This window comes from Micromonospora fluostatini (assembly GCF_050410825.1).
GTDB classification, from domain to species: Bacteria; Actinomycetota; Actinomycetes; order Mycobacteriales; family Micromonosporaceae; genus Micromonospora; species Micromonospora rosaria.
The window spans coordinates 7,166,644-7,180,813 of sequence record NZ_CP191251.1; the positions used below are offsets into that span (position 1 = coordinate 7,166,644).

The 14,170-nt window shown below is 72.2% G+C and carries 7 protein-coding genes and 1 pseudogene; 2 read left to right on the forward strand and 6 right to left on the reverse strand.

All coding sequences use genetic code 11. The features are described 5' to 3' along the window. Window positions 1-269 precede the first annotated feature (269 nt). On the forward strand, window positions 270-5,345 hold the full coding sequence (locus ACQUFX_RS32030; RefSeq protein WP_428963856.1) for an NAD-glutamate dehydrogenase: 5,076 nt from the start codon (window positions 270-272) through the stop codon (window positions 5,343-5,345). Between the two features lie 40 nt (window positions 5,346-5,385). Here ACQUFX_RS32030 and ACQUFX_RS32035 read toward each other — a convergent pair whose 3' ends face one another. The 3 genes from ACQUFX_RS32035 to ACQUFX_RS32045 all read right to left on the reverse strand — a co-directional run bounded on the left by ACQUFX_RS32035 (window position 5,386) and on the right by ACQUFX_RS32045 (window position 8,768). Next, a complete protein-coding gene (locus ACQUFX_RS32035) occupies window positions 5,386-6,075 on the reverse strand; it encodes a class F sortase (RefSeq protein ID WP_428963857.1) in 690 nt (229 codons plus the stop codon). A gap of 1 nt (window position 6,076) precedes the next feature. Then, window positions 6,077-6,985: a hypothetical protein gene (locus ACQUFX_RS32040; RefSeq protein WP_428963858.1), complete on the reverse strand. Its 909-nt coding sequence runs from the start codon at window positions 6,983-6,985 to the stop codon at window positions 6,077-6,079. A 232-nt stretch (window positions 6,986-7,217) separates the two neighbouring features. Then, on the reverse strand, window positions 7,218-8,768 hold the full coding sequence (locus ACQUFX_RS32045) for a right-handed parallel beta-helix repeat-containing protein (RefSeq protein ID WP_428963859.1): 1,551 nt from the start codon (window positions 8,766-8,768) through the stop codon (window positions 7,218-7,220). Between the two features lie 488 nt (window positions 8,769-9,256). On the opposite strand from ACQUFX_RS32045, the gene ACQUFX_RS32050 reads away from it, so the two are divergent. Next, window positions 9,257-11,071, forward strand: coding sequence for a glycoside hydrolase family 6 protein (locus tag ACQUFX_RS32050; protein WP_428963860.1), 1,815 nt, complete (start codon window positions 9,257-9,259; stop codon window positions 11,069-11,071). 250 nt (window positions 11,072-11,321) lie between these two features. Here ACQUFX_RS32050 and ACQUFX_RS32055 read toward each other — a convergent pair whose 3' ends face one another. From ACQUFX_RS32055 to ACQUFX_RS32065, 3 genes and pseudogenes are all read right to left on the reverse strand, one after another. After that, a complete protein-coding gene (locus tag ACQUFX_RS32055; protein WP_428963861.1) occupies window positions 11,322-11,687 on the reverse strand; it encodes a hypothetical protein in 366 nt (121 codons plus the stop codon). A gap of 278 nt (window positions 11,688-11,965) precedes the next feature. Then, complete coding sequence (locus ACQUFX_RS32060; protein ID WP_428963862.1) at window positions 11,966-12,955, reverse strand: hypothetical protein; 990 nt, start codon at window positions 12,953-12,955, stop codon at window positions 11,966-11,968. A gap of 191 nt (window positions 12,956-13,146) precedes the next feature. Continuing rightward, a pseudogene (locus tag ACQUFX_RS32065) lies at window positions 13,147-13,713 on the reverse strand (hypothetical protein); the annotation flags it as partial. Window positions 13,714-14,170: the final 457 nt, after the last annotated feature.

Below are 14,170 nucleotides of genomic sequence, written 5' to 3' on the forward strand. Positions count from 1 at the left end.
GGCTCGGCTTGCCCCGCACGCTAGTACGAGGTCGCCACCGGCACTGCCCCGGCCAGGACGGATCCGGTAAAGAGGGTGGGCCGGGAGTGTGATGAAAATCCCGAGCCGGGGTATCCAGCAACCGTTCGCCCACGTACCCACAACGGGTGAATGGACTTCAACCCCGATCCGGACGTCCGGCCGGTGGTCCGCCGAGCAGCGTGGAGATCGGCAGGCCTAGGCTGGGCGGAGAGTGACCCACAACGCCGTGGGTTGAGGGGAGTGCACCAATGGACCGGCGTCCGGCGATCAAACCGGGTCCCGACCTCCGGCAGGTTGACACCGGCCGGGACGACAGCTTCGATACGGCGACCGACGGGGACGGCCACGGCCGACTCGACACCGGAGTGACCGGGTTGACCGGTTCGAGTGTCGACACCCTCTACGATCTCGGCCTACCCCCCGAGGCACTGGCCGACGACGTGGAGGACGCCGAGCTCGACGAGCCGGTGCCGAACGCGGAGCGGCTGGTGGCCCAGGCGGTGGCCCTGGCCGGGGACGACCACGACGCGGCCACCCTGGTCGGCCGGTTCTGGCGGTTCGCGCCGGACGAGGAGCTGATCGGCTTCACCCCGGAGGAGATGCTCGACGCCGCCCGCGCGCACCGGGACCTCGCCGAGCAGCGGGTGCCGGGCGAGCTGAAACTGCGGATCCACGCACCCGGTGCCGACCAGCACCACACGGTCATCGAGATCGTCACCGACGACATGCCGTTCCTGGTCGACTCGATGACGGCGCTGCTCAACGCGCACCACCTCGACGTGCACATGCTGGTCCACCCGCTGGTGGTGGTCCGGCGGGAGCCGCTGGGCCGGCTGACCGAGGTCTCCGCCGACGTCGAGCCCGACGACGCGATCGCCGGGGACCTGGTCGAGAGCTGGATGCGGATCGAGATCGACCCGATCCGCGACGCCGGGCAGCGCGACCAGTTGCGCCGCGAGCTCCAGCGGGTGCTCACCGACGTGCGGGAGGCGGTGGAGGACTGGCCGAAGATGCGCCAGTCGGCCCTGACGCTCGCCGACGACCTCGCCTCGGCGCGGACCTCCGAGAGCCGCCCACCGGTGCCGGAGAAGGACATCACCGACTCGGTGGAGCTGCTGCGCTGGCTCGCCCACGACCACTTCACCTTCCTCGGCTACCGGGAGTACCGGCTGGTCGACGCGCCGTCGGACGACCCGGCCGGCGGCACCGGCGGCAAGGCGCTGGAGGCGGTCCTCGGCACCGGGCTGGGCATCCTGCGCCAGGACGCCCCGGAGGCGCGGGCGCTGGCCTCGATGACCCCGGAGGCGCACGAGAAGGTGCTGGAGAAGCGCCTGCTGATCATCACCAAGGCGAACTCCCGGGCCACCGTGCACCGGTCGGCGTACCTGGACTACATCGGCTTCAAGATCTTCGACGAGCACGGCGAGGTGGTCGGCGAGCGGCGCTTCCTCGGGCTCTTCTCCACCGCCGCGTACCGGACCAGCGTCCGGGAGCTGCCGGTGGTCCGGCGCAAGGTCGCCGAGGTGCTGGAGCGCTCCGGCCTGAGCCAGCGCAGCCACTCCGGCAAGGACCTGCTCCAGATCCTGGAGACCTACCCGCGCGACGAGCTGTTCCAGATCAAGACCGACGACCTGTACCACGCGGTGATCGGCGTGCTGCGGATGGCCGGCCGCCGGCAGTTGCGGGTCTTCCTGCGCCGGGACGCGTACGGGCGGTTCATCTCCTGCCTGATCTACCTGCCCCGGGACCGGTTCACCACCCAGAACCGGCTGCGGATGCAGGACATCCTGCTGCGCGAGCTGAACGGTGTCGGGGTGGACTACACCACCCGGGTCACCGAGTCGATGCTGGCCCGGGTGCACTTCATCGTCCGGACCGACCCGGGCAACCCGCCGGGGGAGATCGACGCCGACCTGCTCGCCGAGGAACTGGCCGACGCCACCCGGCTCTGGGACGACGACTACCGGCTGGTGCTGGAGCGCAAGCTCGGCGACGAGCAGGCCAAGCACCTGTTCACCCGGTACGCCGACGCGTTCCCCGAGGGGTACAAGGACGGGCACACGCCGTACGAGGCGATGAAGGACCTGGCCAAGCTGGAGCTGCTGGAGGAGCCCGGCCAGCTGGAGATGCACCTGTTCCGCAAGCAGCTCGCCCCGCGTCCGGGGCAGCGGGTGGCGGAGCTGGACGAGGCGATGAACGTCCGGTTCAAGGTGTACCGGTACGGCGAGCCGATGATGCTCTCGGCGGTGCTGCCGGTGCTGCACTCGCTCGGCGTGAAGGTGGTCGACGAGCACCCGTACGAGGTGGACCGGATCGACGGCCGGATCTGGCTGTACGACTTCGGTCTGCACCTGCCCGAGGGGCACCAGGAGCTGGCCGAGGTCCGCCCGCACGTGGAGAACGCCTTCGCCGCCGCCTGGCGGGGCGAGGCCGAGGTGGACGGCTTCAACGAGCTGGTGCTGCGGGCCGGGCTGACCTGGCGGCAGGTGGTGGTGCTGCGCGCGTACGCGAAGTACCTGCGCCAGGCCGGCACGGTCTTCTCCCAGGACTACGTGGAGTCGACCTTCACCGCGAACCCGGGCATCGCCGCGCTGCTGGTGGAGCTCTTCGAGGTCCGGTTCGCCCCCGAGTCGGGGCTGGACGCGGCGGGCCGCGAGGCGCGCGGCAAGGAGTTGGTCACGGCGGTCACCGAGGCGCTGGACGAGGTGGCCAGCCTCGACCAGGACCGGATCCTACGCTCGTACCTGACCCTGATCCAGGCCACCCTGCGGACCAGCTTCTACCAGAAGCGGCCCGACGGCCGGCCCAAGTCGTACGTGGCGTTCAAGCTGGACCCGCAGGCCATCCCGGACCTGCCGGCGCCCCGGCCGAAGTTCGAGATCTTCGTGTACTCGCCCCGGTTCGAGGGGGTGCACCTGCGGTTCGGCCCGGTGGCCCGGGGCGGGCTGCGCTGGTCCGACCGGCGGGAGGACTTCCGGACCGAGGTGCTCGGCCTGGTCAAGGCGCAGATGGTGAAGAACGCCGTGATCGTGCCGGTGGGCGCCAAGGGCGGCTTCGTGCTCAAGCAGAAGCCGGGCGACCGGGACGAGGCGGTGATCTGCTACAAGGAGTTCATCTCCGCCCTGCTCGACGTCACCGACAACATCGTCAGCGGCGAGATCGTGCCCCCGGCGGACGTGGTGCGGCACGACGCCGACGACCCGTACCTGGTGGTGGCGGCGGACAAGGGCACCGCGACCTTCTCCGACATCGCCAACGAGATCTCGGCGGCGCACACCTTCTGGCTGGGCGACGCGTTCGCCTCCGGCGGCTCGGCCGGGTACGACCACAAGAAGATGGGCATCACCGCCCGGGGCGCCTGGGAGTCGGTGAAGCGGCACTTCCGGGAGCTGGGGCACGACACCCAGAAGCAGGACTTCACCGTGGTCGGCGTCGGCGACATGTCCGGTGACGTGTTCGGCAACGGGATGCTGCTCTCGGAGCACATCCGGCTGGTGGCCGCCTTCGACCACCGGCACATCTTCATCGACCCCGACCCGGACGCGGCCAGCTCGTACGCCGAGCGCAAGCGGCTGTTCGAGCTGCCCCGCTCGTCGTGGGAGGAGTACGACCGGTCGCTGATCTCGGCCGGCGGCGGGGTGCACTCGCGGACCGCCAAGTCGATCCCGATCACGCCGCAGGTGCGCGGGGTGCTCGGCCTGGCCGGGGACGTCACCCAGCTCTCCCCGCAGGAGCTGATGAAGGCGATCCTCACCGCCCCGGTGGACCTGTTCTGGAACGGCGGTATCGGCACCTACGTCAAGTCGGCCGGCGAGACCAACGCCGAGGTGGGGGACAAGTCCAACGACGCCATCCGGGTCGACGGCCGCAGCCTGCGCTGCCGGGTGGTCGGCGAGGGCGGCAACCTCGGCTTCACCCAGCACGGCCGGATCGAGTACGCGCTGGCCGGCGGGCGGATCTACACCGACTTCATCGACAACGCGGCCGGGGTGGACTGCTCCGACCACGAGGTGAACATCAAGATCCTGCTGAACACGGCGGTCGCCGACGGCGAACTGGACCGGCCGGAGCGGGACGAGCTGCTCGCCGCGATGACCGACGAGGTCGGCGAACTGGTGCTGCGGGACAACTACGACCAGGCGCGGGCGATCAACAACTCGCAGGCTCAGGCCGGCTCCCTGCTCCCGGTGCACCGCCGGATGATCAGCGAACTGGAGCGCTCCGGGGTGCTGGACCGGGCGCTGGAGGGCCTGCCGTCCGACGACGAGCTGGCGGTCCGGGCCGAGTCCGGGCTGACCGCGCCGGAGTTCGCGGTGCTGCTCGCGTACGTGAAGATCGCGCTGGAGCGGGAGATCCTCACCGAGGGGATCGCGGACGAGGAGTGGACGACCGACGTCCTGGTCAACTACTTCCCGACGCCGATGCGGCAGCGGTTCGCCGACCGGATGGGCCGGCACCGGCTGCGCCGGGACATCGTGACCACGGTGCTGGTCAACGAGGCGATCAACCGGGGCGGCATCTCGTTCGTCTTCCGGGTCGTCGAGGAGACGGCGGCCTCGGCGGCGGACGTGATCCGGGCGTACGTGGTGGTCCGCGAGGTGTTCGGGCTGCGCGAGCTGTGGGACGCGATCGAGGCGCTGGACAACCGGGTCGACCCGGAGGTGCAGACCGGCGTCTACCTGGACAGCCGGCGGCTGCTCGACCGGGCGGTCCGGTGGCTGGTGACCAACCGACGGTCCCCGCTGGACGTGCCGGCGGAGATCGCCCGGCTGCGCGACGGGGTGGCCCGGCTGCTGCCGAAGCTGGACGGCCTCTTCTACGGCAGCGAGCGGGAGGCCATCGCCGAACACATCGACTCCTCGACCCGCAAGGGGCTGCCCCGGGAACTGGCCGAGCGGGCCACCCGGCTGATGTACAGCTTCGGCCTGCTCGACGTGGTGGAGACCGCCGCGCAGACCGGTCGGGACGTGGACGAGGTGGCCTCGATCTACTTCGTCCTCTCCGACCGGTTCCGGGTGGACACCCTGCTGTCGAAGATCTCCCTGCTGCCCCGGGAGGACCGGTGGCAGACGCTGGCCCGGATGGCGCTGCGCTACGACCTGTACGCCGCGCTGGCCGCGCTCACCGCGGAGGTGCTCGACTCCACCCCGGACAGCCAGCCGCCGCACGAGCGGGTGTCGCAGTGGGAGCAGTCGAACGCCACCTCGATCCACCGGGCGCAGCGGGCGATGGGGGAGTTCGACGAGTCCCGGGCGGACCTCGCCGCCCTGTCGGTGCTGCTGCGCCAGATCCGTACCCTGGTCCGGACCTCCGCCGCCGCCTGACCCCCCCGGCCGGCGCGGTCAACCAACCGCGCCGGCCGGCTCACTCGGCGAGGGTGGCGAAGACCACCGTGTTGTTCAGGTACGTCCGCGCGGAGCGGTCGAACTGCCCGCCGCAGGTGACCAGCCGCAGGCCCGGCCGGTCGTTCGGGCCGTACACCAGGGTGCTGGGGAATTCGGTCTTCGGGTACGACCGGACCGCCTCGACGGTGAAGGTGAGCGTCCGGCCGTCGGCCCGGCTGACCCGGATGCTGCTCCCGGGCTGGAGCGCGCCGAGTTCCCAGAAGACGGCGGGACCGTCGCGGTTGTCGACGTGCCCGACGATCACCGCGTTGCCGGTCTCGCCCGGACTGGCCCCCGGCTCGTACCAGCCGGTGAGGTCGGCCTGCTCCAGCGGCGGGGTCTGCACCGTGCCGTCCGGGTTCGTGCCCAGCGGGACGATCCGGGCGTGCACCCCGATCTGCGGGATCGACACGGCCGTCGGCTGGGACCGGGGCAGGGCGGCGGCCACGTCCCGCGGCTCCTCCGACGGCGGTACCAGGTCGGGGTCGGCCCGGTCGGCGGGGTGGGTCGGCCCGGCCTGGGTCAGCGGCTGCGGTGGCGGGGCGGTGGTCTCGGGACGCATCGCCACGCCCAGCATCGCCGCCCCGGCCATGGCGACGGTGAGGACGACGGCCGCGCCGGCGGCGCGCCACGGGGTTCCGTGACGGCCGCCGGCCCGGTTCGTCCGCACGTCAGACCAGGGATCCATTGGTCCGGCGCCGCCGCATCAGCACGACGCCACCGAGCGCCGCGGCGCCCAGCATGCCCGCCCCGCTGGCGGCCAGGCCCGTGTCGGTGCCGGCCCCGGTGCCGCCGGCACCGGCCTCGACGCCGCCGCGCGGCAGGACGACCAGTTCGCCCTCGCCGCACGAGCCCTTCAGCTCGTACGCGCCCGGCTCGGTGTCCCACGGGATCTTGACCTCGGCGAAGTACACGAACTCCTTCTCCTCGCGCGCCTCGTCCTCGTCGGCCCGCTCGTGCTCCTTGGCCTCCCCGGACTCCTCGCCCTTCTTCTCGCCCTCGTGCTTCTTGGCTTCCTCCTCCTTCTTCCGCTCATCCTCTTCCTTCTTCTTGGCCTCGTCGGAGGCGTCGTCGGCGGCCCCGCCGCCCCAGCCGCCGTCCTCCTGCTTGCCCTCCTCGTAGGAGCCGCGTTCGTCGCCGTAGGAGCCGTTCTCCTCCTCGCCGTAGGAGCCCTCGTGCTCACCACGGGAGCCCTTGCCGTGCCGGTCCTTCTCCTCGCCGCGCGAGCCCTCGTCCTCGCCGCGCGAGCCCTTGCCGTGCCAGGACTCGCCGCCCCGCTCGCGGTCCTCGCCGTGCCGGCCGCCCTCTTCGCGGTCCTTCTTCTCGGCGGGGCGCAGCTTGACCTTGCCGGTCACCTCGGACCAGACGAAGGCCTCCTCCTGCGCCTCCTGGCAGATCTCGACGAGCTTGACCTTGTGCCCGGCCTCGACGGCCGTGGGCTCGGCCAGGACGCGGCCCTTGTCGTGCTCGCCGTCCGGCCGGCCCCCGTCGGCGAGAGCGGTGGCGGGAGCGAACACCAGCAGCGACGCACCGCCGAGGGCGGCACCAGCGACGACCTTCCCGAGCATCTTGTTAGCCATGACGTGAGTCACTCCATCCCTTTTTGTCCTGAACCCGGCGACAGCCGAGCTACGACCGACGTTAGACCGTTTCGCGAGTTATGAGAGGAAAAATTCGCGTTTTGCTATCGGTTGGGTGACCCGCCGCTGCAGCGCCGTACGCGGGCCTTGCCCATCAGGTGCGCCGGTCCGGCCCGGCCGGGGGGTCTCGACTCGATCGCCCCGGCCGGGCCGGACCTGTCCGGGTCTCGCGTCAGCGGAAGCAACTACCGACCGAGGTGGGACTGCCCTCGCAGTTGGTGGGCTGGTTGCGGGCGATGACGCTCTCGTCGTCGACGGCCGCCCGCAGTTTGTTCGCGTGGACCCCGCCCGGGGCGCGGACCGCCCGGTTCCCGGTCACCTGGCTGGCGAAGAGGCTGACCTGGCCGGTCGTGGCGTGGATGCCGCCGCCGACGGAGATCGCCCCGACGGCGCCGTTCCCGCTCACCTCGGTACGGCGTACGGGCACGTTGGACTGCTCGACGTACAGCCCGCCGCCGTTGCCGTGCGCCACGTTGGCCCGGACCACGCTCTCGTCCAGGGTGAGCAGGCCCTTGACGGCCGAGATGCCGCCGCCGTTGCGGGTGGCGATGTTGTCGCGGACGGTCATCCCGCGCAGCGCGAGCGTCGCGTCGCCGTTGGCGACCCCGCCGCCGACCTCGGCGGTGTTCCCGACGACCTCGGTGTCCCAGACCCGGGTACGGGCCGAGAAACTGGCGATGCCGCCGCCCTGCGCCGCCTGGTTCTGGCGGAAGGTGCTGTCGCCGATCTCGGCGGCACCCCGGAAGTTGGCGAACCCGCCGCCGGTCGAGGCGGCGCGGTTGTCGGCGAAGGTCGAGCCGGTGACGGTGAGGACGCCCCCGTTGAGCAGGGCACCGCCCCGGCCGGTCTTGGCGGCGGCGACGTTGCGGGTGAAGGTGCTGTCGGTGACGACCAGGTTGCCGTCGTTGAAGACCGCCCCGCCACCGCCCTCCGCCGAGAAGGAGACGCTGTCGGTGACCGTCACGCCGTCGAGCACCGCGCTGCCGCCGTGCACGACCTGCACGCTGCCGCCCTCGGCGACCGAGCGGCCGTTGCGGAGGGTGACGTCGCTCAGCTTCAGCTCGCCCCCGTCGCGGACGGTGAAGAAGCGGAACTCGGCCGCGTTCGGGTCCCGGGCGATGGTCGCGCCCGCGCCCCGGATCTCGATCGGGTGGTAGACGACCGGCAGGCCGGAGCTGTTCTCCCGGCGGATCTCCGCCCGGCTCTTGTCGGTGTTGGTGGTGTTCTCGCCGTTCTCCAGCCGGTCGGCGGTCTCCCGGGCGTCGCGCACCCCACCGTCGAAGCGGTCGTCGTCGGCGGCGGCCTCGGTCAGCACGTAGGTGCACGACGAGGCGAGGCGCAGCACGCCGCCACCCTGCGCGTCGAGGTGCACGAGCGCGGCGATGAGCCGGGCCGGGTCGCACGGCACGTCCAGCGTGACCCCGGCCGGCCGGTCACCCTGCGTGGTGGGCCGGCTCGGCCGGGACGGCTCCGCGCGGTCGGTGTCCCCGTCGCCGGGTGCGCCGGTGGCCCGGACGGCTCCAGGGTTGAGCGCGACCGAGGATGACCCGGCGAGCACCGGGCCGAACAGGTCGGGTCCGCCGGGCGGGCCGGCCACCCCGGTCAGGCCGGTCGCCCCGGCCACCAGGCTGCCCGCCACCAGCCCGCCGGCCAGCAGCCGTCGCCGCCTGGTCCGGGCCCGGGGCTGGCCCCGGCCGTCGTGGCTCCTGTGCAACGTCGACATCGAGTTTCCTGCCTTTCACGGATGACACGGCCGCCCCAGACCGGGCGCGGAGTGGCTGAACGTCCTTCGCAGTCACTGAAGGTCACCGTAAGGCGTAAACTGGACGTCGAGGGTCAATATGAATAAATCATATGAATCTTCTTAGAGTTTCATTGTGGTGGCGAATCGTGACGGCCAGGTTTCGGTCGTGCTGGTTCGGTGGGAGATAATTAATCGAGCCGTTGCCATGGAAGCGCTCCCATGCAAGAATCGCTGCACGCGGTTCGGGGAGCCACACCGCGAAGGCAGATGTCGAGGGCAGCCGGTTCGCCGGTACGACACTCCGCCGCCGGCCGACCGTCGCGTCGGCCGTGACACCACCACCAGCCCGTCCGGGTCGGGCACCCCCCGAAAATCCCGTGGCACCGATGGCCGTCCTCCAGGGCGTCCCCCGGGGCCGTACCGCTGGGTCGATCGTGGACCCGGTCTCGCCCAAGGAGAACACAGGCATGAATGTGTGGAGAAGGCTGTCCGGCCAGCGCCGGGCGCTCGCGCTCGCCGGCGCGGGGGCCCTGGTCGCGGGCGGACTGGTGACCCTTCCGGTCACCGCGGCGCACGCCGCGACGCAGTGCGACGTCACCTGGACGACCAACGACTGGCAGGGTGGCTTCACCGCCAACGTCACCATCAGGAACATCGGTGACGCGGTCAACGGCTGGACGCTGGGCTGGACGTTCCCGAACAGCAGCCAGCGCGTGGTGCAGGGCTGGTCCGCCGAGATCAGCCAGAGCGGCAGCCAGGTCACGGCCCGGAACCTGTCGTACAACGGCTCGCTGGCCAGCGGCGCCTCGACCAGCTTCGGCTTCAACGGCTCGTGGAGTGGCAGCAACCCGAAGCCGACCTCGTTCACCCTGAACGGGACGGTCTGCAACGGTGGCACCACGCCCACCACGCCGCCGACGACCCCGCCGACGACGCCCCCCACCACGCCCCCCACCACGCCGCCGACGACTCCGCCGACGACGCCCCCCACCACGCCGCCGACCACCCCGCCGGTGGGCGGTCCCCGCGTGGACAACCCCTACCTGAACGCCCGGGGTTACGTGAACCCGGAGTGGAAGGCCAAGGCCGAGTCCGTCCCGGGCGGCAACCGGATCTCCAACACCTCCACCGCCGTCTGGATCGACCGGATCGCGGCGATCGAGGGTACCGACAACAGCCAGTCCAACGGCCCGATGGGCGTGCGTGACCACCTGGACGAGGCCCTGCGGCAGGGTGTGGACTACATCCAGTTCGTCATCTACAACCTCCCCGGCCGCGACTGCGCCGCCCTCGCCTCCAACGGTGAGCTGAAGGCGGACGAGCTGCCCAAGTACAAGGCCCAGTACATCGACCCGATCCGGGCGATCCAGGCCGACGCGAAGTACCGCAACCTGCGGATCATCAACATCATCGAGATCGACTCGCTGCCGAACCTGGTGACCAACACCTCCGGCAACCCGGGCGGCACCGCGATGTGCGACACCGTGAAGGCCAACGGTGCCTACGTCAACGGTGTCGGCTACGCCCTGGCGCAGCTCGGCTCGATCCCGAACGTCTACAACTACATCGACGCCGCGCACCACGGCTGGATCGGCTGGGACAGCAACTTCACCCCCACCGCCAACATCCTGCGTGACGCCTCCCGCGCCTCCGGGGCCACCGCGGCCCACGTGCACGGGTTCATCGTCAACACGGCGAACTACTCGGCTCTGAAGGAGCCGTACGTCAAGATCACCGACTCGGTGAACGGCCAGACGGTCCGGCAGTCGAAGTGGATCGACTGGAACCAGTACAACGACGAGCTGACCTTCGCCCAGGCCTTCCGTAACGAGCTGGTCCGGGTCGGCTTCGACGCCAACATCGGCATGCTGATCGACACCTCCCGCAACGGCTGGGGCGGCGCCGCCCGGCCCACCGGCGCGGGCCCGACCACCAGCGTCGACGCCTACGTCAACGGCGGCCGGGTGGACCGGCGGATCCACGCCGGTAACTGGTGCAACCAGGCCGGTGCGGGCCTCGGCGAGCGGCCGACGGCCGCCCCCGAGCCGGGCATCGACGCCTACGTCTGGGTGAAGCCCCCGGGTGAGTCGGACGGCTCCAGCCGGGAGATCCCGAACACCGACGGCAAGGGCTTCGACCGGATGTGCGACCCGACCTACACCGGTAACGCCCGTAACGGCAACAGCATGAGCGGTGCCCTGGGCGACGCCCCGATCTCGGGCGCCTGGTTCCCCGCGCAGTTCACCCAGCTCATGCAGAACGCGTACCCGCCGCTCAGCTGAGCTGACGGACACGCCTACCCGCCGCTTCCGGTAGTGAGGCACCGAGCGGCAGGTTCCCCCAGGGTCCCCGACCCGACCGGCACCGGTCGGGTCGGGGACCCACCCCTCTTCCGCCCCGCGTCCCCCGGCCCGCCTCAGGAGCCGGGGGACGCGGGGCGGCGCGGCTCAGGGGCCGACGTGCCTCAGCGGCCGGGACAGATCAGCGGCCCGGCGCAGCTCGGCGGCCGGCACCAGCCCCGCAGGGCCCGACTCAGGGGACCGTCCGCTCCACCGCCGCCGACCCCTGCTCGGCCAGGTCACGGCGGGCGCGTTCCAGGTTCTCCGGGGTACGGTCCTGGCCCCGCGCCGCCACCAGGTCCTCCGGTTCCCAGGGCTGCTCGCCACCGGTCCGGATGTTGTCCCCACCGGCTCCGGTGCCGGCCCCGTACGGGTCGCCGAGCAGGTCGTCGGTGGCCGGGCCGGCGTCGACCGGCTCACCGGGGCCGGCGAACCGTGGGCTGTCCCGGTCGACGCCGCCGCCGGTACGCAACTGCGGCACGGTGCTCTCGTCGTCCACCGCGGCGGCCACCTCGGGGCTCTCCTCCAGCGGCCGGCGGCCCTGATCCCGTTGCGTCATGATTGCTGCCCTCCTGTCCCCAGGCGCGTACCCTCGTCCCACTCGCGTACCCCCTCCGACGGCCACCATGCCGGGTCGCGGGGAAGGAAGGGCCCCTTGTTAACGCCTCCGGTAGAGAAGGGAACCCTTCTCACCGGCCGGCCCGGCCGGTGAGGGCGGGCGAGGCCGAAAGCCGGGCGAGGGTGGGGCGAGGGCTGGGGCGCGCCGGACAGGCGACGACGCCCCGGCCGGGGTGGCCGGGGCGTCGTCGCGTCAGAGCGTCGCCGGGTCGGGCGGGGTCAGCGGCCGAGGACCCGGTCCAGGAAGTCGCGGTAGTGCCGGACCGCCACCCGGAGCTGCTCGGTGTCGTCCGACCCGCTCTCCTGCCAGCTCCCCAGCTTCTCCTTCTGCGCGGCGAGGGCGGCGGCGAGCGCCTGGATCGCCTCGTCGACCAGGGACTGCGCCTGGCCCGCGGCGGCCTTGGGGTCGTCCACGAAGCGGAGCTGGACGTCGCGCCAGCGGTCCCGGAAGCCCTGCGCGGTACCCGGATCGAAGAGTCGGGCCGCGTCCACCGGCACGTTCCCGGCCGGCTGGTCGGCGTCGCCCAGCCCGGAGCCGCCGTCGGCGTCGGGGTCGACCATCGTCGGCGCGGGCCGGCCGTACCCGGTGCTGCCCGTGGCGGCGTCGCCCGGCCCGGTCCGGTCGGTCGTCCGGTCCGGCCCGCCCGGGATGGTGGTGACCGGGACGGTGTCGTCGCGCCGGTCAGCGGGGTCGGCGTGCCGGCCCGGGTGACCGGTCGAGCCGGCGCGACCGCTGGCGTCGGCGCGGTGCAGGCGGTCGGCGGCGGTCGGGTCGGCTCGTTCGGCGTCGAACCGGTCGGTCCGGCCCGGGGCGCCGTCGCCCGGCTGGGCGGTGTCCTCGCCCCGGGGGTCCCGCTCGTCCTCGGGACGACCGCCGGCCAGCGCCGAGGCGGCCACGGCCCCGCCCACGGTGGTCGCGCCGAAGGCGGTCGGCACCGGCCCCGGCTCGTGGAACTCGGGCCGGCCGTCCCGCCCGGCATCGTCCCGGTCGGTGGCGCTTCGGTGCCGGCTGCCGTCGGCAGCGCCCCCGTCGACCCGCTCACCGGCGACCGTCGGGTCGTCGAAGGTGCCCCGGTCCTCCAGCGCGTCCTCGGGTACGTCGGTGCGGCCGGCGCGGTAGCTGCCGTTCGTCGTCTTCTCCACCGATACCGGCGCGGACCGTACGGCCTCGGGCTGGTCCTTGTTCACCTGCTGCTCGTCCTGGCGCATCGCGGCTGGCCTCCTCAACGGGTCGGTACGTCCTGCGGGGTCTGCTGCTCCGGCCGGCGCGCCGCCTGGTGCGGCTCCTCCCGGCGCTGCTCCGGGGCCCGCTGCGCGGTCGGCTCGACCGGTCGCTGGTCCGGCGTCCCGGGCGTGGTCGGCTCGGCGTGACGCGGCTGGGGCGTCCCGGGCGTGGCCGTCTCGGTGTGGCGCTGCTGCGCCGTCCGGGGCTCGACCGGTTCCGTGCCGAGCAGGTCGGCGAAGAGGGCCCGGTAGTGCACGACGGCCTGGCGCAGCTCCTCGGTGTCGGACTCGCCGCGCTCGTTGCGCAGGTGGATCTCGTGGGCGTCCCGGTAGTGGCTCAGCGTCCGGGCGTGCTCGACGGAGAGATGGGCGATCTGGTCCTCGACGTCACCGGTGGGGTAGCCGCGTTCCGCGACGAGCCGGGTGACCAACTGGTGGGCGTCGCCGACGGTCTCGGCCGGCGAGTCGACGAAACGGACCTGGAGTTCCTCCCAGGCCGCCGTGTACCGGGCCCGGGACTCGGGCGTGAGTGGGGTCAGGGTGAGTTCGGCGTGCCGGCGCTCCCGGTCCCGCAGCTCCCGCTCGGCGGCGCTGCGACTGTTCCGTTCCGCGACCACCCGGTCGTACTCCGGGCCGAACCGCTGGCGTAGCGCGCGCCGTCGACCGGCGACCACCACTGCCGCGGCCACGGCCGCGAGCACCAGCACGACGAGCACCAACACGATTACCTGCGTGGACGTCATGGCTCCTCCTTCACCTCCTGGTATTCCCTGCTGCCGGTGATCGCCAATCCCGATCCGGGGTACTTTCCTCGGAGGTTGCCGCAAAAGGGCCGGCTTCGGGCCGAAACGCGCAGGGCGCACCGCGGCGGCGACCGGCGAGAGCTGACCGGATCCAGAAAACGGGCGGGCCGACGCCGGCCGGATCGAGCAAGGAAGCCGGCGGGACCGAGCAAGGAAGCCGGCGGGACCGAGCAAGAACGCCGGCGGGACCGAGCAGAGACGTCGGCCGGATCGGGAAAGCGGACCGTGCGCCGGACGTCGAGCCCTCCGGTGCCGCCGGTCGGGGGCGGTCCGGGCGGGGCATCGACGGGGATTCCGCGCCGGCAACGAACTGATCGAGGCCGCCGCATCGAGCGCCGTACCGGGTGTCCGGTCGTCCCAGTTGTCCCTTGTGGAGGTTGCCGGCCGGTGACCGGTG

What these genes read in the sequence shown, in the direction of transcription:
- ACQUFX_RS32030 (WP_428963856.1), top strand. Translation starts at nt 270, where the DNA reads ATGGACCGGCGTCCGGCGATCAAACCGGGTCCCGACCTCCGGCAGGTT.
- ACQUFX_RS32040 (WP_428963858.1), bottom strand. Translation starts at nt 6,985, where the DNA reads ATGGCTAACAAGATGCTCGGGAAGGTCGTCGCTGGTGCCGCCCTCGGC.
- ACQUFX_RS32045 (WP_428963859.1), bottom strand. Translation starts at nt 8,768, where the DNA reads ATGTCGACGTTGCACAGGAGCCACGACGGCCGGGGCCAGCCCCGGGCC.
- ACQUFX_RS32050 (WP_428963860.1), top strand. Translation starts at nt 9,257, where the DNA reads ATGAATGTGTGGAGAAGGCTGTCCGGCCAGCGCCGGGCGCTCGCGCTC.
- ACQUFX_RS32055 (WP_428963861.1), bottom strand. Translation starts at nt 11,687, where the DNA reads ATGACGCAACGGGATCAGGGCCGCCGGCCGCTGGAGGAGAGCCCCGAG.
- ACQUFX_RS32060 (WP_428963862.1), bottom strand. Translation starts at nt 12,955, where the DNA reads ATGCGCCAGGACGAGCAGCAGGTGAACAAGGACCAGCCCGAGGCCGTA.